The organism is Rossellomorea sp. FS2 (genome assembly GCF_047915635.1).
Taxonomy (GTDB): Bacteria; Bacillota; Bacilli; order Bacillales; family Bacillaceae_B; genus Rossellomorea; species Rossellomorea marisflavi_A.
In genome coordinates this window covers 1,239,957-1,265,970 of record NZ_JBLRVS010000001.1, presented here as the reverse complement: position 1 = coordinate 1,265,970, position 26,014 = coordinate 1,239,957, and the positions used below count along the sequence as shown (strand labels likewise).

The following is a 26,014-nucleotide window of genomic DNA, read 5'->3' as shown; positions in this document are numbered from 1 at the left end:
GAACGATCTTGCCTAAGATCGTTCGGGTTTTTTATTTGGTTCATGACCATTACGCTTTCATTTCTTTCAAGAAGCGTAGGTATGCGGGACCCATGTCGAGGAGGCTCACGGGCTACGCGCGAAAAGCGAAATCATGCACGGTATAAAGTACCTATACTGATTGTGTTCGTCATCAAATCGTCTCTTTATTTGTTGTACCAACCGCTTTTTTCTTCGTCCATCTTTTCGCCTCGCATCCGCTCTCCTTTTCGTAACATCCCTTGGGTATTCGCATACAATACAGTATCTCGCAACAATCCTTTCATGCAATCCAATTTACTCGCACAAACACCTAAGTCATCGCATAAGATGAATTGAAAATGAATGAGGAGGTACGCTCGAATGGCAGAATATAGAGAGATCATTACAAAAGCGGTCGTAGCGAAGGGACGCAAATTCACTCAGTCCCATCATACGATTTGCCCGCCGCATCACCCATCGAGCATTTTAGGCTGCTGGATCATCAATCACGAGTACAAGGCACACAAAGTAGGGAAAAAAGTAGAGATTCAGGGTTGTTATGATATCAACGTATGGTACTCCCACAGTGATAACACGAAAACGTCCGTGGTTACTGAGCGAGTCGAATATACAGACGTCATCAAATTGAAATACCGCGATCCTGATTGCTCGGATGATCTTGAAGTGTGCGCACGCGTACTCCAACAGCCGAACTGCTGCGAAGCGGTCATCTCACCGAATGGGAATAAAATCATCGTTCATGTAGAACGTGAATTCCTGGTGGAAGTGATCGGTGAAACGAAAGTATGCGTCCTGGTGAATCCTGACGGCTGTGATGATCATGATTGGGACTGCGACCTGGATGACGAAGAGTTTGAAGAATTGGATCCGGAATTCCTTGAAGGCATCGAAGAGTAAAGATTGCTAGGAAGACGGCCTCTTCCTAGTTTTTTTATTGAAACCATCCAACCGGATGGTTTCTTCTTTGTGGAACGCCACTGCCCGATTGCATGTAAGTATGCTAAAATGGGTGGGAAGACCGATCACGAAAGGATTTTTAACGATGAAAAAAACAGTGGTTCTGGCAGAAAAGCCTTCTGTCGGAAGAGATATCGCACGGGTGCTGAACTGCACACAAAAAGGAAACGGATTCATGGAAGGGAAAGAGTATATCGTAACCTGGGCCCTTGGGCATCTGGTTACCCTTGCAGACCCCGAAACCTATGATGACAAGTACAAAACGTGGAAGATAGAAGACCTGCCGATGCTACCGAAAGATCTTAAGCTGGTGGTGATCAAAAAAACAGGCAAACAATTCAATACCGTAAAAACCCAGATGAATCGGCCAGATGTGAAAGAAATCGTCATTGCCACGGATGCCGGGCGTGAAGGTGAACTCGTCGCCAGGTGGATCCTGGAAAAGGCGAAGCCGCAAAAACCGTTGAAGCGTCTGTGGATCTCATCCGTCACCGATAAAGCCATTCAGCAGGGCTTCAGCCGGTTAAAGGATGGAAAAGCCTATGAAAACCTCTACAGAGCTGCAGAGGCAAGGTCCGAAGCGGATTGGTATGTCGGCATGAATGCCACGAGGGCCTTGACGACCAAACATAATGCCCAGCTTTCCTGCGGCCGGGTACAAACCCCGACGCTTAGTATCATCGCTCAGCGGGAAGAGGAAATCAGGAACTTCAAGCCGGTCCCATACTATGGCATTCAAGCGGTCACCGCAAAAGGGACCTTTACATGGCTAAAAGGTCAGGAGTCAAGGTCGTTTTCAAAAGAAGAGGTGGATCAGGTAGAAGCTGCCTTGAAGGCGCAAAAAAATCCGCTTACAATCGATACTGTCAAAAAAGCAACGAAAAAAAATCCTGCCCCTTCTTTTTATGATTTGACTGAACTACAGCGTGATGCCCACAAGATATACGGCTTTTCGGCAAAAGAAACGCTGTCAATCATGCAGAAATTGTACGAACAGCATAAATTGGTCACCTACCCGAGGACCGACAGCAAGCATCTGTCGAGTGATATGGTCGACACACTGAAAGATCGTCTGATGGCCGTCAATGTCCAGGAGTACAGAAGCATCGTCCATCATGCACTGAAAGGAAAGCTTACCCTTTCAAAAGCGTATGTTGACGACACCAAGGTCAGTGATCACCATGCCATCATTCCAACGGAGGAAACACCTTTTCTCCAGAAACTCCAAGACAGGGAACGGAAAATTTACGATCTGATCGTGAAGCGATTCGTCGCGGCATTCTATGCACCGTATTCTTATGAGCAGACCACCGTCACGGGAAATATCGGTCAGAACCGATTCCAGCTCAAAGGAAACAGGGTGCTGGATCAAGGGTGGAAGGCCGTTTATGAGAAGGAAAGCGTCGAAGGCCTGAAGGCAACGCTAGCCGAAGGGGAGAGTCTGCCGCTATTGTCGGTAAAGCAGACGGAAGGGAAAACCACGCCGCCGGGAAGATTCAATGAAGGAACCCTTCTGACCGCCATGGAGAATCCGCGGAAGTATATGAAAGGCAGCGATCAAGACCTGTTGGAGGCCATTTCGGAAACCGGGGGACTCGGTACCGTGGCGACCCGTGCCGACATCATTGAAAAACTATTCCACACGGCGCTCATCGAAGAGACGGGGAAAGAAATCACCATCACGTCCAAAGGGAAACAGCTGCTTGACCTGGCACCTTCCGAGCTCATTTCTCCGACACTCACTGCAGAATGGGAAATGAAGCTGGAGCAGATTGCCAGTGGCAAACTGAGCAAACAAGAATTCATGAAGGAAATCAAGGAATATACGAAAAAGTCGGTCCATGAAATCAAGCAATCCACTAAAAAATTCTCCCATGACAATCTCACAGGAACGAGATGCCCGGATTGCGGGAATCTCATGCTTGAAATTAAGAATCGTAATGGGAAAATGCTCGTTTGTCAGGATCGTGAGTGTGGACATCGCAAAAACGTCAGTAAAAAGACGAATGCACGCTGCCCGAACTGCCACAAGCGCCTTGAACTTAAGGGAGAAGGCGATGGACAACTGTTCGTATGTGTGTGCGGTCACAAAGAAAAGCTTTCTACCTTCAATCAGCGGAGGAAGAAGGAAAAGGGCGGAAAAGCAACCAAAAGGGATGTCAATCAATACTTGAAAACCCAGCAGAAAGATGAACCGGTGAATACAGCTCTCGCCGATGCCCTTGCCAAATTGAAACTTGATCAATAACTGTCAAGACGGTCTTTGGACCGTCTTTTTCTATGGGTAAAAAGAAACAAGTTTCATTATTTTGAATATTTGGTTGATTTGTCTGTCAAATCATATTAAGATTGCGGTTATATTCATACATAAAGGGGGATCGGCACATGCTCACGTTCATCGCGGCATTATTCATTCTGATTGCAGGCTACTTCGTTTATTCAAAGGTGGTCGAAAAGATTTTCGTCATCGACGACCGAACGATCACCCCGGCTTATTCAAAACGGGACGATTTGGATTACGTACCGATGAGCTGGTGGAAGGCAAGCCTCATCCAGCTTCTGAACATAGCGGGACTTGGACCGATCTTCGGTGCCATTATGGGTGCTCTGTACGGTCCGGTTGCATTCATCTGGATCGTCATCGGCTGTTTGTTTGCAGGAGCTGTACATGATTACTTTTCAGGGATGTTGTCTTTGCGGCATGGAGGGGCACAGTTCCCTGCCATCGTGGGTAATTATCTCGGGAAACCCGTGAAGGTGGCGATGAATCTCCTATCCATCGTCCTCATGATTCTCGTAGCCGCAGCCTTCACAGCCGGACCTGCCCAGCTTCTAACAGAGCTGACTCCTTTATCATTCATGACATGTCTCATTCTCATATTCATTTATTTTGTTGTCGCTACAGTTCTTCCTGTCAACAAAATCATCGGAAGGATTTATCCATTCTTCGGGGCTATCTTGATTTTCATGGCCGTATCCATCGGCATTGGTTTATTCTTTTTTGAACATCCGATCCCGAACCTTACCCTGAAAAATTTACATCCGGGAGATCTACCCATCTGGCCGCTGTTGATGGTAACCGTTTCATGCGGCGCGATTTCGGGGTTTCATTCCACACAGAGTCCGATCCTTTCAAGAACATTAAAGAAAGAGAGCGAGGGGAGGAAGGTATTTTACGGTGCCATGGTGGCAGAGGGTGTCATCGCTTTGATTTGGGCGGCAGCCGGGATGGCTTTCTTCAACGGAACGCCGGGTCTTCAAGAGGCTCTTGCCACAGGGGGGCCTGCTGGTGTGGTCAATGGGATCAGTGTCACAACCCTTGGTACCGTGGGTGGCATATTTGCCATCTTGGGGGTCATCATCCTCCCTATTACGACAGGGGACACAGCCCTGCGCTCTTCGAGGATGATGCTGGCTGAATTGATCCGCGATATCCGAAAGCGGGACACGGACAATAAGTGGCTTCCTGTCCTGTTGGTCATCCCGGTTGCACTCCCGACATTCCTCCTGACTCAGATCGACTACAGCTTTTTATGGAGGTATGTGGGATGGTCCAACCAAGTGGTGGCAACTGTCATGCTGTGGACAGGTTCCATTTATTTACTCAGGAAGGCTGCCTTCCATTGGATTTGTACGATTCCCGCCTTATTCATGACAGCGGTCGTGAGTGTGTATATCTTTTATGCACCTGAAGGATTCGGACTTGATTATAAGCTGTCCATGATCCTTGGATCGGTGATTTGGGCGGCGGTCCTGATCTGGTTCCTTCGTCAATGGAAGATGAGCCGGCCCGTCCGCTCCCTCAAGCCTGGAACCCTTCATTCATAAGGGGTTGGATCAAAGAGCCGGACGGTTAGTCAAACCGTCCGGCTTCTTAACGTGTTTAGGTTTATCCCCGAAGCCCTTAAACAGGAGAACCGGTTCAGAAACCACTGCTTCTAAAGGTGGACAGCCCCGAATAAAGATGAGTAGGGGAAGACCAATCAGAAAGGAGCGATGGTGGTGGATCAACACAAGGATCTGTTACAAGATGAGCGGAGGGTATGGCATTCCATGAAGCCTTATAATCCAGATGCGACGATGGTCGTGACCAAAGCAGCCGGTGCGTGGGTGACCGATCATGAGGGCGCGCGTTACCTCGATGGAATGGCTGGGTTATGGTGTGTGAACATAGGATACGGAAGAGAAGAGCTGGCGACTGCCGCTTACGAACAATTGAAGGAGATGCCTTACTATCCCCTCACTCAAAGTCATCGGCCAGCAATCGAACTGGCGGAGAAGCTGACCGAGCTTATCGGGGATGACTATGTGTTCTTTTTTTCCAACAGCGGTTCAGAGGCAAACGAGACGGCATTCAAGATTGCCCGTCAATATCATCAGCAAAAGGGGGAGGCCAATCGGTATAAGATCGTGGCAAGATACCGGGGATACCACGGGAATACCCTCGGGGCTTTATCTGCAACCGGACAGGCCCAGAGGAAATATAAGTACGAACCACTGGCACCGGGATTCATCCATGTTAGGCCACCCGATGCTTACAGGGATGAACCGGGATCAACCGGGAAAGACCTCCCTGCCGTCCAGGCGCTCAATGAAACACTGACATGGGAACTCAGTGAAACGATTGCAGCTGTCATCATGGAACCGATCATCACAGGCGGTGGGATCGTCATGCCTCAGGATGGATATATGAAGGCAGCGAAGGAGGTATGTGAAGCCCATGGGGCACTGCTGATCGTGGACGAAGTCATAACAGGATTCGGACGCACGGGAAAAGCATTCGGATTCATGCATTACGGGATTAAACCGGATATCATCACGATGGCAAAGGGGATTACCTCAGCGTATCTCCCTCTTTCTGCGACGGCTGTCAGGAGAGATGTGTACGAGGCGTTCAAGGGTCGTGAGGAATACGATTACTTCCGGCATATCAATACATTCGGGGGGAGTCCTGCCTCATGCGCAGTGGCTATGAAAAATATCGATATCATTCAAAAAGAGCAGCTTATTGACCGCTCTGCAAGACTGGGTGAAAAGGCCTTACATTTTCTCCGCCAAAAACTGTCTGCCCATCCTCGGGTCGGTGATGTGAGAGGAAAAGGACTCCTCCTTGGAATCGAGCTGGTGAAGGATAAGTCGACCAAAGAGCCACTAGACGGGAAATCTGTAAGCAGTGTAGTGGACTATTGTAAGCAAAAACGTATCCTGATCGGTAAAAATGGAGCCACGGTAGCGGGATTCAATAACGTCCTTGCCCTCTCACCTCCCCTTGTGATTGAGGAGGACGATCTTGAGCTGATGCTTGATACCGTTGTTGAAGGGATCAATCGTCTATAAGATTGATCAAGCCCTCGCAGTTGCGAGGGCTTTTATGGTTACGATCAGTGCCGTTTTTCAGATGGTTTGGCAGGCGATGCACCTGGAACGCTCCTCTTCTCGGCTTCCACTTGATCGGATGAAAAAATGGTCACGATCATTTGTCCCCCTACGACTTTGGACCGGATCAGGATGGGCTGATGATAAGGGTTGCGGAATGCAAAATCGGGTCCATACCAGCTGACGGTCGCGTCTCTTCCTTTCGGGACGTACGGGACCCTTTTGGAATGATGATAGCGCTCCACGATCGTCACCCCTGCACGATCAACGGCATTGAAGAGAGTAGATGAAACCTGGCAGATCCCTCCCCCGATATCTTCCGATAATTCTCCCTTGACGATAACGGGAGCCTTCATATAACCCTTTCCTTTTGTACGTTTACCCACCGTCTTGTTGAATGAGAACGTCTCGCCGGGAAAGACGACTGTGTTGTTGATTTGCCCGGAAGCCAAGATGATATTATTCGTTCGTTCTTCATTTTTTTTATTGAAATACGTTACATAGGATCCGATGCGATTCGTGCGTATATGGGCAAGGATTTCTGTATCAACCTTAGGGTAGGTTTTCAGGGTCGGAGCATCAGTGGAGCGCACTCCTTTGTAAAGATAATTCATCATGGCTTCTCTTAAGCCGTTGCGGTCAAGCATGAGTCCTGTTTGTCCGGGGATGATACGATTATGCTCATCAATTTTGGCATTGATGGGCGCTTTATACGTCTTTTCCTGCAGAAGGGAAACAAGATGGTTAAAATGGTCTTCATTAAGTATCGGTAGATCAAGGTAGGGAAGAGCCAGAGATTCCTCCTTGACCGTAATGATTTCATCCCCTGTATCAAGTTCAAGGGGCTGCTGATTCGATAGTCCGATCATGGCAGCAATTAAAAAAGTGGTCCAAGCCATCATTATCACCCTTTCCCTTTTAGTATGGTCCCCCCGTATACGGTCATACGGGGGAAGGATGATTACCAAAAATTAATGGTTATGGAACGGCTCAATTAACGAAAAAGTATGAGGAAGAGTACGGGCAAGCGTCCGGAAGAAATCAATAAGAAAGGGGGCATTTGATGGCACTGATGATGATGAAAGTACTCATGACCGCATCCATATTAAGTGCGGCGCCTTTAAGAGTCGACTATTTGACGGACACGCTTTCGTGGAAGGATACGAACCTGCTTCTTCCCAAGTATTCATATTTCGAGCTCATCGATGTGGAGACAGGCAAGACGTTTCAAGTCCAGCGACGGGCGGGGAATAAACATGCGGATGTCCAACCGGTGACTGAAGAGGACACGAAGGTGATGAAAGAAATCTACGGAGGACATTGGAGCTGGAACAGGAGGGCGATCCTGGTGAAGTCGGGAAGCCTCCTCATTCCTGCTTCCATGAACGGAATGCCTCACGGGGGAGGAGCTCTTCAGAATGGATTCCCGGGACATTTCTGCGTCCATTTCCTTGGAAGTACGACCCATAAGACGCCGCGTCCGGATTTCGCCCATACCCTGATGATCCATAAAGCTGCCGGAGAACTTCCGGAGTTCATTGCGTCCTTGAAACCAGAGGGAGCAATGAGGGTAGTTGAGATGGCAGTGAAACAACGAGATGAAGAGTTGCTCGGAAAAATGCTCATGGAAGGAAGTGGGGTGGAGTCGGAGGCCCTTCTGAAGAAGGTGGAAACGATGAAGATATCTTCCTTCGAAGTGAAGGAAACAAACCCGTTCCTGTCCAGCGTCACTGCCAAGGTGAAGTGGACGGACGGGAAACGGAGAGTCCATCATTCTGTTATGAAATTAAACCTTCACCAAGCAGAAGGGATCTCGGGTTGGAAGATTGATGGCAAGGAACTGAGCGGTTCATTTTGATCATGATTGGTTTAGGCGGATGGGTTCATTCCATCCGCCTGTTTCCATTGTTTCCGGCATGAAACCTCATGGTTAGATATGATATAATGAGACGTCTAGCAGAATACGGAAAGGTTTGAATGAACCCATGACTCAATACACGCCAATGATTAAACAATACTTACAGGTGAAGGCAGAATATCAGGATGCCTTTTTATTTTTTCGTTTAGGGGACTTTTATGAAATGTTCTTCGATGATGCCATCTCAGCTTCTCAGGAATTGGAAATCACCCTGACAAGCCGAGATGGGGGAGGACAGGAGAGGATTCCGATGTGCGGAGTTCCATACCATTCTGCTCCCAATTACATAGAGCAACTGATCAACAAAGGATACAAGGTCGCCATTTGTGAACAGACTGAAGATCCAAAGCATGCAAAAGGGGTCGTAAGACGTGAAGTCGTACAGCTCATCACCCCTGGTACAGTGATGGAAGGTAAAGGGTTGAGCGATAAAGAGAACAACTATATCGCCAGCGTGGTATCCTTTGATGATGGCACATACGGCCTCGCCTACAGCGATCTGTCAACGGGCGAAACCAACGTCACCCTTGTAGCCGACGGCATGGCGCAGCTATTGAATGAGCTGTCCACGATCGGGGCAAAGGAGGTAGTCGTAGCGCCGGATCTGGAGGAGGAGCACCAGCTCAAGCTCAAAGAACGCCTTGAAGTGACCCTTTCTTTTGAGGTCGGGCATGGATCAGCTGTTTCATTCGAGCACTTACTGGAAGAACTTCAGCAGGAAAAATTGAAACAGACGGCAGCCCTTCTCATGCATTATCTATTCAGGACTCAAAAGCGGAGCCTGGACCATCTGCAAAAGGTGGAAACCTATCATTTGAACCATTTCATGAAAATGGATTACTATTCCAAAAGAAACCTTGAGCTGACGGAAACCATCCGTTCCAAAGGAAAGAAAGGATCTCTTCTCTGGCTCCTGGATGAAACGATGACCGCTATGGGAGCGCGTCTTCTCAAACAATGGATCGACCGGCCGCTCATTTCACGCCGGGAGATTGAAAAGAGGCAGATGGTCGTCGAAGTATTCCTTGAACGGTTCTTTGAAAGACAGGACCTGAGGGAGAGGCTGAAAGAAGTCTATGACCTTGAAAGACTTGCAGGACGAGTGGCGTTTGGAAACGTGAACGCAAGGGATTTGATCCAGTTGAAGAAATCCCTCCAGCAGATTCCGATTTTGAAATCCCTCATCGCCTCACTGGATCATCATTCCATCGACCGCTACAGTAAAGAATTGGATCCTTGTGAAGATCTGACGGATCTCCTGGAACTTGCCCTCGTGGAAAATCCCCCTCTTTCCATCAAGGAAGGCAGCTTGATCCGGGATGGCTATCATGAAGAGCTTGATCAATACCGTGATGCCAGTCGAAACGGAAAGTCGTGGATTGCCGCTCTTGAACGGGACGAGCGCGAACGCACAGGGATCCGTTCCTTGAAGGTCGGCTTCAACCGTGTCTTCGGCTATTATATTGAAGTAACAAGAGCCAACCTTCATCACCTTGAAGAAGGAAGGTATGAGAGGAAGCAGACGCTCACGAACGCTGAGCGTTTCATTACCCCGGAGCTGAAAGAAAAAGAAGCGCTCATCCTGCAGGCAGATGAACGCAGCGTCGATCTTGAATACGAATTGTTCATCGGGATCAGGGAGCAAGTGAAAGAATTCATCCCGCGCCTTCAGCGCCTGGCTAAGGTTGTAAGTGAACTCGATGTTCTTCAATGTTTTGCCACGGTCAGTGAAAAAAGGCACTACAGCAAGCCGGTCTTCAATGAACAAAGACGGATCGCCGTCAAGGATGGCCGTCACCCTGTCGTTGAAAAGGTCATGGGAGCAGATGGATATGTGCCCAATGATTCCTACATGGACAGCGAGCGTGAAATCCTCCTGATCACTGGACCGAACATGTCCGGGAAAAGTACGTATATGAGGCAGCTCGCCCTCACAAGCATCCTGGCCCAGATTGGCTGCTATGTCCCGGCCGCTGAAGCTGACCTTCCGATATTCGATCAAGTATTCACGCGGATCGGAGCGGCAGACGATCTGATATCTGGACAGAGCACGTTCATGGTGGAAATGCTTGAAGCGAGGAACGCCATCGTCAATGCGACGGAGGCGAGTCTGATCCTGTTTGACGAAATCGGACGCGGGACGTCCACTTACGATGGAATGGCCCTGGCACAGGCGATCATCGAGTACATCCATGGGCATATTGGTGCCAAGACGTTGTTCTCGACTCACTATCATGAACTGACAGTACTGGAAACCGAACTGCCTAAAGTCAAAAATGTTCATGTGAGTGCCATGGAGCAGAGTGGGAAACTGGTGTTCCTTCACAAAATCAAAGAAGGGGCGGCAGATCGAAGCTACGGTATCCATGTGGCGGAACTTGCCGAGCTTCCAGAGATCCTCATCACAAGAGCCAATGAGATCCTTTCGACCCTAGAAAGCAAAAAAGGGATGGAAGAATCAGCAGCGACCATTGTAAAGGAGGATGAGCCTGGCCAGCTTTCCTTTTTCGAAGAAGGAAAGAAACAGAAGACCGTTGCAAAAGAGCTATCCACAAAGGAAACAAAAATTCTGGATGAGCTTAAGAAATTGGACATTCTTGATATGACTCCGATTGATGCCATGAACACCCTTTACGGAATCCATAAGAAACTGAAGAAATAAGGAGGCAGTATCGTGAAGATCTTTCAGCTCGATGACTCCCTATCAAATAAAATAGCAGCCGGGGAAGTGGTGGAGCGTCCTGCATCCGTGGTAAAGGAACTACTGGAAAATAGTATCGATGCCGGTGGAACGATCATTGAAATCCATGTGGAAGAAGCGGGACTGAACTCCATCAGGATCATAGATAACGGGGATGGGATCGACGAAGAAGATGTCAAGACGGCATTCAAGCGCCATGCCACCTCGAAGATCAAGGATGAGAACGATCTCTTCCGTATCCGCACCCTCGGATTCAGGGGTGAGGCACTGCCGAGTATCGCCTCCGTCTCCCACTTCACGATGAAGACCTGCACAGGAGAGGGACCGGGTACAAAAATCGAGCTTGCCGGGGGGATCGAAGAAACCTTCGAAAAGACCTCCTCTCGAAAGGGGACGGATATCACTGTATCCCAACTGTTCTTCAATACACCTGCAAGGTTGAAATATATGAAGACGATTCATACGGAACTCGGCAATATCACCGATGTGGTCAACCGTATTGCCCTGTCTCACCCTGAGATTTCCATCAAGCTCCTCCATAATGGAAAGTCCCTCCTCCATACGAACGGGAACGGAGATGTGCGGCAGGTCCTGGCATCGATCTACGGACTCGCGATTGCGAAGAATATGGTGCCGATCCATGTACAATCCCTGGATTTCAAGGTCACAGGCTATGTGTCCATGCCGGAGATCACCAGAGCTTCCCGCAACTATATTTCAACGATGATCAATGGGCGCTTCATTAAGAATTATACATTGGCCAAAGCAATCGGAGAAGGATATCACACCCTTTTACCAATTGGCCGGCATCCCATTGTCCTGTTGAATATTGACATGGATCCGGTCCTCGTGGATGTCAACGTCCATCCTTCCAAAATGGAGGTAAGGATCAGCAAGGAGCAGGAGCTTAACGCCCTGATCAGTGAGGGGATCAAAACCGTATTCAAAAAGAAGGAACTCATTCCGACCGGGTCTGTCGCACCGAAATCGATGGCACCCAAGTCTGAGCAAACCTTCATGACCCTCGACCATGTTTCTCGCCCGAAGCCGACTATTCCTGAGATGGTAAAGGAACGGCAGCCGGTGATGGTGGAGACTGAGACCAAGGAGGAGGCGTATTCAGAGCCAGCCTCCATGGACGTCCCTCATGAGACGGAGACACCCTTTCGCACCGTTCCGGTTGAACCATCCGTGGAGCCGGATGAAAGCAAGGATCAATCAAGGGTCCCGCCCCTGTATCCGGTCGGACAGATGCATGGAACGTATATCTTTGCACAGAATGACCAGGGCCTGTATATAATCGATCAGCATGCCGCCCAGGAGCGGATCAAATATGAATTTTTTAAAGAAAAAGTGGGTCAAGTCGCCAAGGAGCTGCAGGAAATGCTTGTGCCCATGACCCTGGAGTTTTCCACTGATGAATTCATCAAGATCAATGAATGCAGGGGTATGCTCGAAGAGGTCGGGGTTTTCCTTGAGGACTTCGGTCATAACAGCTTCATCGTCAGATCTCACCCGCAGTGGTTCCCTAAGGGTGAAGAGCAGGAAACGATCGAGGATATGATTGAGCAGGTCCTGAAAATGAACCGCATCGATATTAAGAAGCTGCGAGAAGAAGCGGCCATCATGATGAGCTGTAAGGGGTCCATCAAGGCGAACCATCACCTTCGCAATGACGAGATCCTTTCACTTCTTGATGAGCTGAGAAGTACGTCGGATCCGTTCACTTGTCCGCACGGACGACCGATCATCATTCACTATTCCGTTTATGAGATGGAAAAAATGTTTAAGCGGATCATGTAAAAGAAAGCAGGGAGATGCGGCGCATCTCCCTGCTTTCTTTTCATCCGTACTTTTTCTGATGCTGCTTCTTCCTCTTAAGATAATCCGGATCTTCTCTTACCTGGATCCACTTTTTCTCGAAGATAGAAGCGGATTCAGCTTTTTCATCATCTATTTCCCTATCATTCACATTTCCATCATTGTCATATTTCTTGCCTCCGGGGTAATTGGCATATCTCCTGGACCTTGTATACCCCATCTGCAGGAACTTCCGCGCCATATCCATCCCCACAAAATCATCCTTCTTTTGATAATCCAGAAACATCGCATGGATCTTGTCTGATGATTCCTTTGCAATCGCAGGTGTCTTGAACTTCCAATGAGGCAGGATTTCGCTTTTATATGGTTCGACCATCAGGACTCCTTGTTCCCCCCGGCCGACGCGATAAAGCTCAGGGGACTCCCTGAAATCAATCTGTTTATAGTCTAGGGAATAGTCAAAAGCCATCACTCCACCTCCTACGGTCCTTTTACCCCATACCCGCAAGGAAGAAACGGATTGTTCTCTCTCTTCATTGAAGGAATTTTGAGAATGAAAGGGTAATAGTATATAGAAGGAATGAAAGCGTTTTAATATAAGCGTGAGAGGATGAAAGCAACGATGGAAGATACATATTTGGAACCTTCTTATCGAGTGGACAAGCGTAGCTTTACGAAAAGGGAGCATGATCGGTTTGTTAAGCTGAAAGGTGTGGGGGATTGGTCAGGAGTCACATGGGATCAGGTGGGTAGACCGTTCAAGGTGAACCGGTTTTCCAAAGAGAAGAAAGAGTGGGAGTTGAGGGAAGGGAAGACCCTGCCGGTCCATGCTTCCTGGGAGATGTTCAATCGTTCCTTCCATGATTGGTTCGTGAAGGATGTGCCGGAAAGTCTGAGTCAGAACAGAAAGAAGATTGTGGGGGAGACCTTGAAGCTCCATCTGACTTCATCCGTTGAAGCGATGAAAGACCATTTGCGTCTGCACTTATGGAATTATGTCCATCGGATCCAGGATGGAATATGGGATCCCAGGGGGAAACGGGAGCTGTTCAAGGGGTTGGATGTGCTCAAACCGAAAATCTTGTTCCTGGGTGCTGCCGAAGGGTATGAGGCGATGCAGTTGGCCGCCATGTACCCGGGAAGCAGCATCGTAATGGTAGATTATGATCCCTTCTGTAAGGACACCCGGTATGAGGATTTCCCAGAATCCTATCCATTTCTCGGGGAAAATCCAGACACCGGGGGGATGAAAGTCTACCATAAGAGCGATTTTCCTACAGACTACGTAGTCAGTGATATCAGGGAACTTCCGTATGGCAAGGAATTCGATATCGTCCTGAGTGTCGGTTTATTGGAGCATTTCCCCGATGAACATAAGCCTGAAGTCGTCGATTGGCACCGGAAATTCCTTAAGCCTGGAGGATATATGATCCTGACGACCCCGAGAGCCCAGTGGAAGTCAAAGGTGTATTACGATCTTATGGCAGATGTGATGAACCATACGTACCGTGAGCTCATGACGGTAGAACAGATGGGACTCTATCTGTATGAAAACGGGGCCGACATCCTCCAGCATGGATACATCAAAGTGCATAACGGGATTATCGCAAAGGCGAGATAGGGAGGTGTTATCTTGGAGATAAAACTCAAGAAGAATCGAAAAAGAACAATCATCATAGGTGGAATCGCCTTCCTGTTTCTATGCATGACTTCTCTCATCCTTTATGCCGATTCGTTCATTGGACGCTCACTTCCTCAGATCGAAGGAAAATTGAGCGTTCCCGGCCTCTCTGAAGAGGTAGAGGTGGTCAGGGACAGCAAAGGCGTCCCCCATCTCGCTGCTTCCAATGACCGCGACCTTTATTTGGCGCAAGGATACATTCAGGCGCAAGATCGGCTGTTCCAGATGGACCTCAGCCGAAGGCAGGCATCAGGCCGATTGAGCGAGGTGGTGGGGGAAAAGGCAGTTGACCGGGACAAGTTCTTCCGTACCCTCGGTCTCAGGCGGGCTGCCGAAGCTTCCCTTGAAGGATATTCACCTGAAGTCAAGGAGGTGCTGACCTGGTTTGCGGATGGAGTGAATGCCTATATAGAAGAATCGAAGAAGAACAAGTCCTTGCCGGCCGAGTTCACCCTATTGGGCTATGAACCTGAGAAATGGACGGAAGTGGATTCTTTGACAATCGGAAAGTACATGGCCTTTGATCTCGGCGGCCACTGGCAAGGGCAGGCTTTCAGGTATTGGGCATTGCAATCGTTACCGGAGGAAAAGGCGATGGATCTTTTCCCCTCTTATCCGCAAGATGCTCCCACGATCATACATGAAACGAAAGAGCTTTCCATGAAATGGGGGAATGCCATCGCAGAGCCTGTCATTCCACCTGAGATGAACGGAAGCAATAATTGGGTAGTGAGCGGCTCGAAATCGGCAAGCGGGCATCCCATGCTCGCGGATGATCCCCACCTTTCGTTGGGAAGTCCGTCCATCTGGTATCAGATGCATCTTGAATCGCCGGACGTTAATGTGAGCGGGGTGATCTTTGCGGGGATTCCTGGAATCATACTCGGTCATAATGAAACGATTGCCTGGGGTGTGACCAACACCGGTCCGGATGTTCAGGACCTCTACATTGAAAAGCGCCACAAAGAGAAAAAGAATCACTTCCTCTTTGACGGGAAATGGGAGGAGGCCAAGGTGATCAAGGAACCCATTGCTGTAAAAGACAGCGAGACGATTCCGTATGAAGTCACGGTTACACGACACGGCCCCATCGTATCGGAATTCGCGAATCAGGATGATAGCGAAAACGCTCTATCCATGAGATGGACGGCTCTTGATCCGAGTCTCGAGTTGCAAGCCATCATCGACATGAATAAAGCGTCCAATTGGACCGAATTCGAAAGGGCAATGGAAGATTTTCATACGCCTACCCAGAACTTCGTATTCGCTGACAAAGATGGGACGATCGCATACAAAGCAAACGGCAAAATCCCCATCCGGAAGAAGGGGGACGGACTCCTGCCGGTACCGGGATGGACATCGGACTATGAGTGGACCGGATTCATTCCGTATGATGAACTGCCCAGAGTCGTGAATCCTGCCGAAGGATACATCGCAACGGCAAATAATAAGGTGATTGGAGATGACTATCCCTATCATATCAGTCATCATTGGGCGGGTCCTTATCGGTACATGAGGATCAGCGAGGTCCTTGAAGCAAAAGAGAAGCTGACGAAGCAGGATATGAAGGACCTGCAAAATGATCACATGAATCTCCAGGCAAGGGAGTTTGTTCCGCTTCTTCTGAACGCTCTGGAAGGAGATGAGCTCTCCGTTCAATCCCGGGAAGCCCTCGACCTCCTAGCAGGTTGGGATTTTGATGATGAGGCCGATGAGGCCGCCCCGCTTCTATTCCATCAGTGGATGGACCGGATGAGCAACGACCTTTTTGATGACAGCATCCCGACCGATATGTTGAAGCTTTTTGAAGGAAAACAGAACGTGGTGGACGAACTGATCAGGAAGGCGGCGAAAGGGGAGGTTTCACCATGGTTTACTGAGCATGGTGGATTCGAATCATTTCTAGCCGAAAGTCTGTCCGATACACTGGAGGATGGTTTTGATCAATACGGTTCAGATATGAACGGGTGGGCATGGGGGGACTACCACAGGGTCTACTTTGAAAATCCCCTTTCCTCTGCTTCATCCATCCTTGAATGGTTCCTGAACCGCAGAGGCCCTGAACCTGTCGGCGGTAGTCGGGTCACAGTGGGTGCCGCAAGCTATACCGATGATGGGATTGTCAATCACGGGGGCTCATGGCGATTCATCATCGATACGGAAGATATGTCCAAGGCCGACCATATCGTAGGACCTGGTCAGTCCGGTCATTTTAAGAGCACGTGGTATGATGATCAAATCGATGACTGGATAGAAGGAAAGTATCATGAAACGACCTTGAAGCCACCTGCGGACGGCAAACGGCTTCGCTTGGTACCGGAAACATAAACAGGGGCCGGATAGTCCGGCCCCTGTCCAAAGGGAGGAAGTATGATGGAAGAGTATGCAACGGCACTTGCAAAACGGATCAGTGGGCTGTTCCAGTATAAACTGACGGGGGTCTATCTCCACGGCTCGCTGGCCATGGACTGCTTCAATCCGGAAATCAGTGATATCGATCTTCTGATCATCGTGGAAGATGGAATAAGTAAAGATGAAAAAAAAGCCCTCGATGACTTGTTCCTGAAGGAATACAGAGGTGATCACCTTCCTGCAAAAGGGTTGGAAGTCGGCGTCATTACACGAGGGAATGTCCGGCCCCTGCTATATCCGACGCCTTTCGACTATCATTTTTCAGATATGCATATAGACGCCATAAGACGGGGGGACGCTACTTTCCCAGCATCAGACCCTGACATTGCAGCCCATATCGCCGTCATCCGCACGCGGGGGAGGGCATTGATTGGTAAGCCGATCGAATCGGTCTTCGCCCCCGTTCCTCATACGATCTACATGCGGGCCATTTATTACGACATTCAAGATGCGGAAACGGATATTTTGAAACAGCCAACCTATATGATCCTTAATTTATGCCGGGTGTATCAATTTTGTATCAACCAGTCTGTCGCTTCTAAAAAAGAGGGAGGAGAATGGGGACTCCAATCCTTGCCGGTTCGTTTTCATCCCATCATCCAAAAAGCACTGAAGGCGTATGCAATAGGGAGAACGTGGAAAACAGCCGTTGAGGAGGAGGCTTCTTTGACGGATTTTGCCGTTTATATGACTTCTTCCATCAGGGGAAAGAGTATCAATTTACTCAATCATGACGATAATTTGAAGATATAATACATCTTTACGTATCATTATGGTACGATAGCGAATGAGGAATGACTACATAGAAGGCAGTGGATAGACGTTGAACAAAGAAAAGCTAATCGTCCTGATCGGTCCGACGGCCGTAGGGAAGACGAAGACGAGTATCGAATTGGCGAAGGCATTCGATGGCGAAATCATCAGTGGGGACTCCATGCAGATCTACAGGGGGATGGATATCGGAACGGCGAAAATCCGCCATGATGAGATGGAGGGGATCCCCCACCATCTAATTGATATCAAAGATCCCGTGGAATCGTATTCGGCTGCTGAGTTTCAGCAGTCGGTCAGGAAATTGATCACAGAGATCCATGCCAGGGGGAAAATGCCGATTATCGCCGGCGGGACTGGTCTTTACATCCAGTCCGTTCTCTATGACTACCGATTCACGGAAACGCCGGGAGACGAAGCGTTCAGGGAGCGATTGGAAGAAGAATCCCATCAGATCGGTCATGAAGCCATGCATCGCAAATTGGCTGATGTGGACCATGAAGCGGCCTCTCAGATCCATCCGAACAACATAAGGCGGGTGATCAGGGCCCTGGAGATCCACCACACCACAGGAAAGACCATGACAGAGTATCAAAAGCAGCAATCCCGGGATCTTCAGTATGATGTGGCTCTCATCGGCTTGACCATGGACCGGGACAAGCTTTATGAGCGGATCAACCTCAGAGTGGACATGATGGTGGACGAAGGGCTTTTGCACGAGGTCAGATCCCTGTATGAAGATGGGGTCAGGGAGGTCCAATCGGTTCAGGCAATCGGGTACAAAGAGATCTACGACTACTTTGACGGCAAGGTAAGCCTTGAAGAAGCAGTGGAGAATCTGAAACAGAACTCCAGAAGGTATGCCAAACGTCAGCTCACGTGGTTCCGGAATAAGATGGAAGTCGACTGGTTCGATATGACTGCATCGGAGCACCGTGATGAAATAATCGCTGACATTTCGAAATTCATTGCAGGAAAGCTCGGATTAGAGTCGAATAATTAGTATATAGAGATATAGAGGAGGATGCTCGATGAAACAATCCATTAATATTCAGGATCAATTCTTGAATCAACTGCGTAAAGATGGGTCACCAGTTACCGTTTTCCTATTGAATGGTTTCCAAATCCGAGGTCAGGTGAAGGGGTTTGATAATTTCACCGTGTTATTTGAAACGGAAGGGAAGCAACAGCTTGTTTATAAGCATGCCATTTCCACTTTTGCACCTCAGCGAAATGTTCAATTGAATTTCGATGAGCAAAACGTGTGATCATAGTTCAGAAATGGGGGCCGCTCAGCGGTCCTTTTTTCATTTTCAAAAAATGGCGCGATAAGCCTTACGGATTCATACCGGCCGGTTGTACCCGTGGAAAATACAATTTCTGATGAAAATAGGATTAATGAATCCTCATCTATTGAATAGAATGATATGAGGGGGATACGATATTGCTGCCTTGATCAAGAATGACGGACGATTTATTTCTCGGGAAAGCGCAGGAATTGACAAAAGAATGTTCTTTTGTCGAAGCGTACCGGGGGTGAAAATCCGCAGAATGTGTTTGCATATAGAATGGCGAGGTGAACCCTTTGGACCAACAACCGATGCGAATGAAGAACAACGGTCAGATCAGCATCGTCCTCAATTCACAAAAACGGAATCCGCTGCGGGATTCGATGATACAGGAATCCATTCCTCAGTCCATGCCCCAGGAGCATGCTGCTTTGAAAGAAATAGAAGAAGAATTGGGCACACTCATCGGAATGGACGAAATGAAGAAAATGGTGAAGGAGATCTATGCTTGGATATACGTGAATAAAAAACGTGAAATGATGGGACTGAAAGCGGGGAAACAAGCCCTTCATATGATGTTCAAAGGGAATCCCGGAACAGGTAAGACAACCGTGGCCAGAATCATAGGCAAGCTGTTCCTGAAGATGAATGTGCTGTCGAAAGGACATCTTATAGAAGCAGAGAGAGCGGACCTGGTAGGTGAATACATTGGGCATACAGCTCAGAAGACCCGAGACCTTGTCAAAAAGGCGTTGGGCGGGATCCTGTTTGTCGATGAAGCCTATTCTCTGGGTCGGGGAGGAGAGAAGGATTTCGGGAAAGAAGCTATCGATACCCTGGTGAAGCATATGGAGGATAAGCAGCATGAGTTCATCTTGATCCTTGCCGGCTACTCAAAGGAAATGGATCATTTTCTTACGCTGAATCCCGGGCTTCAATCAAGGTTTCCCCTCGTGTTTCATTTCCCCGATTATTCCGTCGACCAGCTGATGGACATCAGTAAGCTCATGCTTAAGGAAAAGGAATATATGCTCAGCCACGATGCCGAACGGAAAATACGTGAGCACCTTCACGGGGTGAAGAATGCCATTACGGCGAATGCATTTTCCAATGGACGATATGTACGGAACATCCTTGAGAAATCCATCAGGGCCCATGCCATGCGTCTTCTCATGGAAAATAACTATGACCGGCATGAATTAATGACCCTGAGGAGCAACGATCTTGTCTTCACACGGAAGGACAGCGATTGAAAAAACATGCATTCGTAAAGAATGCATGTTTTTTTAGGCTTCCGATTGGAGCCTTTTATTCGGCAGCTTCCATTTATATAGATAGGAAAACACACGTAACGCGGTGGTGATGACAAATAAGGCATATAATTCAATCGGTGATTCTGCTATGCCGAATCCGACAGCCATCCCCGAGACGACGGCCCAAACCGCGTATATCTCAGATCTGAATACGAGGGGTTTCCTGCCGGCTAGCAGGTCCCTAACAATCCCGCCTCCCGTACCCGTCAGAACGGCGGCCACGATTATTGCGCTCATGGGATGATCCATGTTGACGGCATACAGGGCCCCCTGTATGGCAAATGCAGACAAGCCGATGGCATCGAAGAAGTTACCCCACCGTTTCCAGTGCTTCAATAGATTGTGGGGGAAAAGAAAGACGGCCGTAATAGCGAGGAGGGCGATCTGAAATAGCATACCCTGCTCCCAGAGTGCGGAAATGGGAACGCCGATCAATAAATTCCGGATCGCTCCGCCACCGAAAGCCGTGACGATTCCGAGTACGTATACACCCAGTATGTCATATTCTTCTTCCATCGCAACAATCGCACCTGACACCGCAAAGGCAACAGTGCCGATGATACTCAATACTTCCCATGTCATACCCTGGTCTTCCTCTCCTGATCGTACTCTTTAAACCTATCTGATTGTATCACGGCAACATGGATTTGCAACCATTTTTGCCGTAGTGTTTGTGAGGAATATTTGATATGATTGGTCTGTTGGTCTGCAGTATTAAGTGAGACTGTGAGCCGGCGCAAAGGAATTCGAAAAGCAGAAGGGAATTTATAGACATGTTTGATCAATTAAAACACGGAGAGGTCCTGCAGCCGCTTGCCCGATCCGTTGAACAATCCATAGCCCATATCCATGCAGCCATTGATGAGCGGGCAGAACGAAATCAATTCAATGTATTAACTTCTTTTCAGAAGCATCGTGTGAGTGACTCCCATTTCAACCCTTCGACAGGGTATGGGTACGATGATGCAGGAAGGGATACTTTAGAGAGCATTTACGCAGATGTGTTCGGCGGAGAGGCGGGGCTCGTTCGTCCCCAGATCATCTCGGGCACACATGCGATATCCATCGCACTCTTCGGCATCCTCCGTCCAGGAGATGAATTGGTATACATAACAGGAAAGCCTTACGACACCCTTGAAGAAATCGTCGGGATCAGAGGGAAGGGTGCAGGCTCCCTGAAGGACTTCCATATCGACTACCGGAGCATCGACCTTACTTCCGACGGTAAAGTAGACTTCGGTGCAGTAAGAGAGGCGCTGGGCACGAAAACGAAAATGGTGGGGATCCAGCGTTCGAAGGGATACGCCAACCGTCCTTCCTTCACAGTGGAAGAGATCAAAGCCATGATTGATTTCGTCAAAGAGATCGATCCATCGATCGTCGTTTTCGTTGATAACTGCTACGGTGAATTTGTTGAAGACCGTGAACCATGCCATGTCGGAGCCGACCTTATGGCGGGATCGCTCATAAAGAATCCCGGGGGCGGACTTGCGAAAACGGGAGGATATATCGTAGGGAAGAAGGAATTGGTCGAAGCGTGTTCGTACCGCATGACGTCGCCGGGTATCGGTGCGGAGGCGGGGGCTTCCCTCTACAGTCTTCAGGAAATGTATCAAGGATTTTTCCTCGCTCCCCACGTGGTGGCGCAATCCTTGAAAGGGGCCGTCTTCACTAGTGCTTTCCTGACAGAGCTCGGGATGGATACGAATCCAGCCCCTGATGCTCCCCGTACCGATTTGATCCAATCTGTCCAATTCGGTGATCGGGACCGGATGGTCGCTTTCTGTCAGGCTATTCAATTCGCTTCACCCGTGAATTCTCATTTCACCCCATATCCCAACTATATGCCTGGATATGTGGATGATGTCATCATGGCTGCAGGCACGTTCGTTCAGGGGGCGAGCATCGAATTGTCGGCTGACGGACCATTAAGGCCTCCATACGTTGCATATGTACAGGGGGGACTGACCTATTCCCATGTGAAGATCGCGGTGTGCACGGCCGTCGATGAATTGATCGAAAAAGGTTTTATGCCCCATTTAAAAGGTTAATATGATAAGTACAAAAGGATAGTCGATCAGTGACTATCCTTTTGTTGTTGACCCGAGCACAAAAAACCGCAAAAAGAATCACACTATTCAAAATGGATGATCAAAAAATATGTAAGGTAATCTAACATATTATTGACAGAATTCCTGACATTGAATATAATGAACACATGAACGAACAACAAAGGGGGAATCACGATGAGCGGAAGTGAAATTCGTCGAACGATGGCATTGTTCCCAATTAGCATTGTCATGCAGCTCACGGACTTGACGGCTCGTCAGATTCGATACTATGAAGAGCATGAATTGATCAATCCGGCCCGTACGGAAGGAAATCGAAGGCTCTTCTCCCTGAACGACATCGATAAACTCCTGGAGGTCAAGGATCTTTTGGAACAAGGGATCAACATGGCCGGCATCAAAAGGATTTTCGCTGTCTCGGGTCAGGAAACGAAAGTAGCATCTGACGTTAGTGGCAAGAAGGAAGAAAAAGCACGGCAGGATCTTTCTGACGATGATCTCCGCAAGCTGCTCCGGAATGAATTGATGCATTCCGGGCGCTTTAGCAAAACATCTCTTCGTCAAGGTGACATGTCACGCTTCTTTCATTAAATAAACCTTTACTAAACCTGAGGAGGAATTACGCAAAATGGCAAAGTATACTCGTGAAGATGTACTAAGATTGGCGAATGAAGAAGGTGTTAAATTCATCCGTCTCCAGTTCACAGACATCCTGGGAACGATCAAAAACGTGGAAATCCCTTTCAGTCAGCTTGAAAAGGCGCTTGACAACAAAATGATGTTCGATGGTTCTTCCATTGAAGGATTTGTACGGATCGAAGAATCCGATATGTATCTATTCCCGGATCTTGATACGTGGTTGGTATTCCCTTGGACAGCCGAAAAAGGGAAGGTTGCCCGTTTGATCTGTGACATCTATAACCCAGATGGAACTCCGTTCGAAGGAGATCCGCGTAATAACCTCAAACGTATTCTGAGCCAAATGGAAGAGCTTGGATTTACTGATTTTAACCTCGGGCCTGAACCGGAATTCTTCCTATTCAAGCTGGATGTGAATGGTGAACCGACCCTCGAATTGAATGATAACGGAGGATACTTCGATCTTGCACCTACGGATCTTGGGGAAAACTGCCGTCGCGATATCGCACTTGAACTTGAAGAAATGGGCTTTGAAATCGAAGCTTCCCACCATGAGGTTGCTCCTGGTCAGCACGAGATCGATTTCAAATATGCCAATGCCCTCAAGGCTTGTGACGACATTCAAACATTCAAACTCGTTGTTAAGACCATTGCCCGCAAACACGGACTGCATGCTACCTTCATGCCAAAACCGTTGTTCGGGGTGAATGGTTCCGGAATGCACTGCAATATGTCACTTTTCAAAAGCGGCGTGAACTCATTCTTCGATGAAAAAGGCGATCTTCAATTGAGCGATACAGCGCGTCAATTCCTTGCCGGTATCATTAAACACGCAACGAGCTTCACGGCCATTACAAACCCTACGGTCAACTCTTATAAACGTCTTGTTCCAGGGTACGAAGCTCCATGTTATGTTGCATGGTCTGCGCGTAACCGCAGCCCGCTCATCCGTATCCCGGCATCACGCGGTCTAAGCACGCGCGTTGAGGTGCGAAGCGTCGATCCGGCAGCCAATCCATATCTTGCGATGAGTGTACTGCTTGCCGCCGGTCTTGATGGAATCAAGAACAGCTTGGAAGCACCTAAGCCAATTGACCGTAACATCTACGTTATGGACAAAAAAGAGCGTGAAGAAGCAGGAATCACAGATCTGCCGGCAACCCTTCATGCTGCACTTGAACAGCTGAAAACAAATGAAGTCATCGTTGGTGCTCTTGGTGAGCATATCTTCGAACACTTTGTAGAAGCGAAAGAAATCGAGTGGGATATGTTCCGTACACAAGTTCATCCTTGGGAGCGCGAGCAATATATCCAAATGTATTAATCTATTGAAAAAGACCCCGGTAGGATTTAATCCTTCCGGGGTCTTTTTTGTAGATTGAAAGAATGAGCTTAGCGCAATCTTCACCGATGGCGGGTTCCATGGGAAAACATACCTTTGTTCTTGGGGTAGGGATTAACCCTTCTCGAACCAAACGTTTTCTTGGATAGGAGATCATGGCCATGATCCATCCGTCAGGCTGTCAAAGAAGTTTTATCATCTGTCAGCAGTAGAAGCGAGTCCTGAATCTTTTTACTTGTAGAGCTTAGTCCGATCGTCTCCACTTTACAGCCTTGATTTTTGCATTTGGCCAGGACTTTCGCGATGGCTGCTACTGCAGATTCATCCCAGATGTGGGCATGGGAAAGATCGATCTTAACGTACTGAACTTCGCCGGTCAGTTGAATGGAGCCTACGAACGTATCCACTGATGCAAAGAATAGTTGGCCTTCAACCGTGAACTTGCGCTTAACACCATCCACTTCTTCCGTAACCTTCAACTTTGATAGTTTGGCCACAAAGATCATGGCACTCAGCAATACCCCTGCAATAACACCTTTTGATAGATCATGAGTGGCAACCACGATCGCCACGGTGATGAGCATCACTGCGGCATCTCCTTTCGGGGCTTTCCAGATATAACGGAAGGAAGACCAGTCGAAGGTACCGATAGAAACCATGATCATAATTCCAGCAAGAACGGCCATGGGAATCTTCACAACAAGGTCCCCAAGTACGATGATGAGAAACATCAGGAAGGCCCCGGCTACGAATGTGGACAAGCGCCCGCGTCCTCCGGACTTTACATTGATCACCGACTGACCGATCATCGCGCATCCGGCCATCCCACCGAAGAATCCATTAATGATATTGGCGACACCCTGACCCCTTGCTTCCTGATTTTTATTGCTGTCCGTATCCGTCATGTCATCAACGATTGAGGCCGTCATGAGGGATTCGAGCAGTCCTACAATCGCTAGGGCGAGTGAGTAGGGGAAAATGATGCTCAATGTTTCAAATGAAAACGGCACATCAGGAAGGAAGAACGAAGGCAAGGTCTGGCTTATCGTCCCCAGATCTCCTACGGTCCTCAAGTCTGCTTGTGAAAACAAGGCGATGGCGGTTAGCACCACAATGGCTACAAGTGGTGCAGGGATGGACTTGACGAACCGTGGGAGTACATACACAATCACCAACGTCACCGCCACAAATACATAGGTCATCCCGTTGATATTGAAGAAGTGAGGCACTTGTGCCGAAAAAATCAGGATGGCCAGTGCATTCACGAAGCCGATCATCACAGCACGGGGTATGAATTTCATGAGTCTCGCGATTTTACATACACCGAACAGGAGTTGGAAGATTCCCGTCAAGATGGTGGCCGCCAACAGATAATTCAACCCGTAATCTTTGACAAGCGGGACCATGACGAGTGCCATGGCACCGGTAGCAGCAGAAATCAAGGCCGGTCTTCCGCCTACAAAGGAAATAATGACGGCAATGCAGAAAGAAGCATATAGCCCGACCATGGGATCGACACCGGCTATGATGGAAAAGGCAATGGCTTCCGGAATGAGGGCAAGGGCGACGACGATCCCGGAAAGGATGTCTCCCTTGACATTCGAAAACCACTGCTGTTTTATGGTATTCTTCATATTGTCACCTCGTAGAAATCGTAAATTTACGTTCAATAAAAAAAAGTTTATCACCGACTTTCCCAAAAGT

20 protein-coding genes are annotated in these 26,014 nt (G+C 48.5%); 16 read left to right on the top strand and 4 right to left on the bottom strand.

The window, feature by feature from the left end:
• Positions 1–381: 381 nt before the first annotated feature.
• The 4 genes from ACNA6I_RS06665 to ACNA6I_RS06650 all read left to right on the top strand — a co-directional run bounded on the left by ACNA6I_RS06665 (position 382) and on the right by ACNA6I_RS06650 (position 6,315).
• Positions 382–918 (top strand): outer spore coat protein CotE, encoded by a 537-nt coding sequence (locus ACNA6I_RS06665; RefSeq protein ID WP_048003961.1) that lies wholly within the window; start codon positions 382–384, stop codon positions 916–918.
• Positions 919–1,063: 145 nt separating this feature from the next.
• A complete protein-coding gene (locus ACNA6I_RS06660; protein ID WP_416313098.1) occupies positions 1,064–3,226 on the top strand; it encodes a DNA topoisomerase III in 2,163 nt (720 codons plus the stop codon).
• A gap of 137 nt (positions 3,227–3,363) precedes the next feature.
• Positions 3,364–4,806 carry a carbon starvation protein A gene (locus ACNA6I_RS06655; RefSeq protein WP_416313097.1) on the top strand — a complete coding sequence of 481 codons (1,443 nt, stop codon included), beginning with the start codon at positions 3,364–3,366 and terminating at the stop codon, positions 4,804–4,806.
• Between the two features lie 168 nt (positions 4,807–4,974).
• The gene (locus ACNA6I_RS06650) at positions 4,975–6,315 is read left to right on the top strand and encodes an aspartate aminotransferase family protein (RefSeq protein ID WP_187427046.1); all 1,341 of its coding nucleotides are present in this window, start codon (positions 4,975–4,977) and stop codon (positions 6,313–6,315) included.
• A gap of 44 nt (positions 6,316–6,359) precedes the next feature.
• On the opposite strand, the gene ACNA6I_RS06645 is transcribed toward ACNA6I_RS06650, so the two are convergent.
• Positions 6,360–7,259 carry a VanW family protein gene (locus ACNA6I_RS06645; protein ID WP_048004513.1) on the bottom strand — a complete coding sequence of 300 codons (900 nt, stop codon included), beginning with the start codon at positions 7,257–7,259 and terminating at the stop codon, positions 6,360–6,362.
• Positions 7,260–7,417: 158 nt separating this feature from the next.
• Here ACNA6I_RS06645 and ACNA6I_RS06640 point away from each other — a divergent pair, with 158 nt between their 5' ends.
• From ACNA6I_RS06640 to mutL, 3 genes are all read left to right on the top strand, one after another.
• Complete coding sequence (locus ACNA6I_RS06640) at positions 7,418–8,212, top strand: hypothetical protein (protein WP_416313096.1); 795 nt, start codon at positions 7,418–7,420, stop codon at positions 8,210–8,212.
• A gap of 127 nt (positions 8,213–8,339) precedes the next feature.
• On the top strand, positions 8,340–10,934 hold the full coding sequence (gene mutS / locus ACNA6I_RS06635) for a DNA mismatch repair protein MutS (protein WP_048013116.1): 2,595 nt from the start codon (positions 8,340–8,342) through the stop codon (positions 10,932–10,934).
• A 9-nt stretch (positions 10,935–10,943) separates the two neighbouring features.
• A complete protein-coding gene (gene mutL, locus ACNA6I_RS06630; protein ID WP_416313223.1) occupies positions 10,944–12,776 on the top strand; it encodes a DNA mismatch repair endonuclease MutL in 1,833 nt (610 codons plus the stop codon).
• 40 nt (positions 12,777–12,816) lie between these two features.
• On the opposite strand, the gene ACNA6I_RS06625 is transcribed toward mutL, so the two are convergent.
• On the bottom strand, positions 12,817–13,263 hold the full coding sequence (locus tag ACNA6I_RS06625) for a DUF4385 domain-containing protein (RefSeq protein ID WP_048013117.1): 447 nt from the start codon (positions 13,261–13,263) through the stop codon (positions 12,817–12,819).
• 141 nt (positions 13,264–13,404) lie between these two features.
• On the opposite strand from ACNA6I_RS06625, the gene ACNA6I_RS06620 reads away from it, so the two are divergent.
• From ACNA6I_RS06620 to spoVK, 6 genes are all read left to right on the top strand, one after another.
• The gene (locus tag ACNA6I_RS06620) at positions 13,405–14,415 is read left to right on the top strand and encodes a class I SAM-dependent methyltransferase (RefSeq protein ID WP_048003955.1); all 1,011 of its coding nucleotides are present in this window, start codon (positions 13,405–13,407) and stop codon (positions 14,413–14,415) included.
• 12 nt (positions 14,416–14,427) lie between these two features.
• A complete protein-coding gene (locus ACNA6I_RS06615) occupies positions 14,428–16,803 on the top strand; it encodes a penicillin acylase family protein (protein ID WP_048003954.1) in 2,376 nt (791 codons plus the stop codon).
• A gap of 42 nt (positions 16,804–16,845) precedes the next feature.
• Positions 16,846–17,640, top strand: coding sequence for an aminoglycoside adenylyltransferase domain-containing protein (locus ACNA6I_RS06610; RefSeq protein WP_416313095.1), 795 nt, complete (start codon positions 16,846–16,848; stop codon positions 17,638–17,640).
• 70 nt (positions 17,641–17,710) lie between these two features.
• Positions 17,711–18,661 (top strand): tRNA (adenosine(37)-N6)-dimethylallyltransferase MiaA, encoded by a 951-nt coding sequence (gene miaA, locus ACNA6I_RS06605; protein ID WP_048003952.1) that lies wholly within the window; start codon positions 17,711–17,713, stop codon positions 18,659–18,661.
• A 28-nt stretch (positions 18,662–18,689) separates the two neighbouring features.
• Positions 18,690–18,926 (top strand): RNA chaperone Hfq, encoded by a 237-nt coding sequence (gene hfq / locus ACNA6I_RS06600; RefSeq protein WP_048003951.1) that lies wholly within the window; start codon positions 18,690–18,692, stop codon positions 18,924–18,926.
• Between the two features lie 338 nt (positions 18,927–19,264).
• Positions 19,265–20,200 carry a stage V sporulation protein K gene (gene spoVK / locus ACNA6I_RS06595; RefSeq protein ID WP_231578832.1) on the top strand — a complete coding sequence of 312 codons (936 nt, stop codon included), beginning with the start codon at positions 19,265–19,267 and terminating at the stop codon, positions 20,198–20,200.
• 33 nt (positions 20,201–20,233) lie between these two features.
• Here the strand turns inward: spoVK and ACNA6I_RS06590 are convergent, their stop codons facing one another.
• Positions 20,234–20,842 carry a trimeric intracellular cation channel family protein gene (locus tag ACNA6I_RS06590; RefSeq protein WP_048003950.1) on the bottom strand — a complete coding sequence of 203 codons (609 nt, stop codon included), beginning with the start codon at positions 20,840–20,842 and terminating at the stop codon, positions 20,234–20,236.
• 191 nt (positions 20,843–21,033) lie between these two features.
• Between ACNA6I_RS06590 and ACNA6I_RS06585 the strand changes: the two genes are divergently transcribed.
• The 3 genes from ACNA6I_RS06585 (at position 21,034) to glnA (ending at position 24,292) form a co-directional block, all read left to right on the top strand.
• Entirely contained in the window at positions 21,034–22,311 is a 1,278-nt protein-coding gene (locus ACNA6I_RS06585) for an aminotransferase class I/II-fold pyridoxal phosphate-dependent enzyme (protein WP_048003949.1), read from the top strand.
• Positions 22,312–22,506: 195 nt separating this feature from the next.
• On the top strand, positions 22,507–22,920 hold the full coding sequence (locus ACNA6I_RS06580) for a MerR family transcriptional regulator (protein ID WP_048003948.1): 414 nt from the start codon (positions 22,507–22,509) through the stop codon (positions 22,918–22,920).
• A gap of 37 nt (positions 22,921–22,957) precedes the next feature.
• On the top strand, positions 22,958–24,292 hold the full coding sequence (gene glnA, locus ACNA6I_RS06575; protein WP_048003947.1) for a type I glutamate--ammonia ligase: 1,335 nt from the start codon (positions 22,958–22,960) through the stop codon (positions 24,290–24,292).
• A gap of 191 nt (positions 24,293–24,483) precedes the next feature.
• Here glnA and ACNA6I_RS06570 read toward each other — a convergent pair whose 3' ends face one another.
• A complete protein-coding gene (locus tag ACNA6I_RS06570; protein ID WP_416313094.1) occupies positions 24,484–25,944 on the bottom strand; it encodes a SulP family inorganic anion transporter in 1,461 nt (486 codons plus the stop codon).
• Between the last annotated feature and the right edge of the window lie 70 nt (positions 25,945–26,014).